Consider the following 2,095-nt stretch of genomic DNA (forward strand, 5'->3'; position numbering starts at 1 on the left):
CAGCATGTCGATGAGGGCGGTGCCGGGTAGGAGGGTGGTGTCGTTGACGCGGTGGTCGGTGAGCCAGGGGTGGGTGGTGGTGGAGAGTCGGCCGGTGAGGATGGTGGTGTCGGTGTCGGCGAGGTCGAGGCGTGCGGTGAGTAGGGGGTGTTCGATGCTGGTGAGGCCGGTGCTGGTGAGGTCGCCGGTGGTGGTGTGGGTGAGCCAGTAGCGTTGGTGTTGGAAGGGGTAGGTGGGCAGGTCGATGGTGTTCACGCCGGTGGGGAACACGGCGGTCCATCGCACGGTCGTGCCGGTGGCCCAGATCCGGCCGCTGCCGGTCAGGATCTGACGCATGTCGGGCTGGTCGCGGTGCAGGGAACCGACGACGGTGCCGCCGGGGAACTCGTCGAGGACGGTTTCGATGTGCGAGGTCAGCACCGGGTGTGAGGACACCTCCACGAAGGTGGTGTGACCGGACGCGGCCAGCGCGTGGATGGCGTCGGTGAAACGAACGCTCTGACGCAGGTTCCGGAACCAGTAGTCCTCGCCCGGGGCGCTGGTGACCCAGTCCACGTCCACGGTGGAGAACCAGGCGATCCGCGGCGGACGGGTCTGCAGTCCGGCAAGCGCCTCGGTCAACTGCTCCCGGATGGTGTCCACCTGATCGGAGTGGGAGGCGTAGTCCACCGCGATCCGCCGGCCCCGCACACCGGTGCGTTGCGCCCAGTCCAGAACGGCGTCCACCGCCTCGGGCGGCCCGGCCACCACGACCGAACGCGCCGCGTTCACCGCCGCGATCTGCAGACCACCGGTCAGCGGCACCTCCGAGACCGACACCCCCAACGACGCCATCGCACCACCACCGGCCAGCCGCTGCCCGATCAACCGGGACCGCAGCACCACCAACCGCGCCGCGTCACGCAGCGACAACACCCCCGCCACACACGCCGCCGCGATCTCCCCCTGCGAATGCCCCACCACCGCGTCCGGGACCACACCCAACGACTCCCACACCGCCGCCAACGACACCATCACCGCGAACGACACCGGCTGGACCACATCCACCCGATCCAGCGGCGGCGCACCCGCGACGCCCTCCAACACCTCCCACAACGACCAGTCCACGAACTCCGACAACGCCACCGCACACTCGGCCAACCGCTCCCGGAACACCGGCGACACCGCCGCCAACTCCACCCCCATCCCCGCCCACTGCGCCCCCTGACCCGGGAACACGAACACCGACCTACCCACCCCACCACCACCGCCGCCGCCCACCGGCACCACCTGACCCGAGGCGACCTCCTCCAAACCGGCCACCGCCTCCTGCACCGACCCGGCAACCACCACCACCCGCCGCTCCAACGCCGCCCGACCCGCCGCCAACGACCACCCCACCTCCAGCAACGACCCACCCGAACGCACCACCTCCACCAACCGCGACGCCACCTCCCGCAACGCCCCGTCATCACGCGCCGACAACACCAACGGCACCACCACGCCCTCCGGCACCACCACCGCAGCAGCCACCTCCCGCGGCGGCTCCTCCACGATCACGTGCGCATTAGTGCCACTGACCCCGAACGACGACACCCCCGCACGACGAACACGATCACCGACCGGCCACGCCCGGTCCACGTCCAACAACCGCACCCCACCAACAGACCAATCCACATGCGACGACGGATTCTGCGCATGCAGACTCCGCGGCAACAACTCATGCTCAAACGCGAGCACCATCTTCATCACACCCGCAACACCAGCAGCAGCCTGCGTGTGACCAAGATTCGATTTCACCGACCCCAACCACAACGGACCAACCCCACCACGATCCCGACCATAAACCGACAACAACGCACTCGCCTCGATCGGATCACCCAACGTCGTGCCCGTCCCATGCGCCTCCACCACATCCACATCAGCCGCACCCACACCAGCCGCCACCAACGCCTGCCGCACCACCCGCTCCTGCGACGGACCATTCGGCGCCGTCAAACCATTCGACGCACCATCCTGATTAACCGCCGACCCCCGCACCACACCCAAAACCCGATGCCCCCGACGCCGCGCATCCGACAACCGCTCCACCAACAACACCCCCACCCCCTCGGAC

General features: G+C 68.6%; 1 protein-coding gene. It reads right to left on the reverse strand.

What is annotated here, in order from left to right:
- Positions 1 to 2,085, reverse strand: a 2,085-nt coding sequence (locus tag ACIBO1_RS32260) for a type I polyketide synthase (RefSeq protein ID WP_396753093.1), incomplete at its 3' end; no start/stop codon positions are given.
- Positions 2,086 to 2,095: the final 10 nt, after the last annotated feature.

The organism is Micromonospora sp. NPDC049903 (genome assembly GCF_044460945.1).
Classification (GTDB): Bacteria; Actinomycetota; Actinomycetes; order Mycobacteriales; family Micromonosporaceae; genus Micromonospora.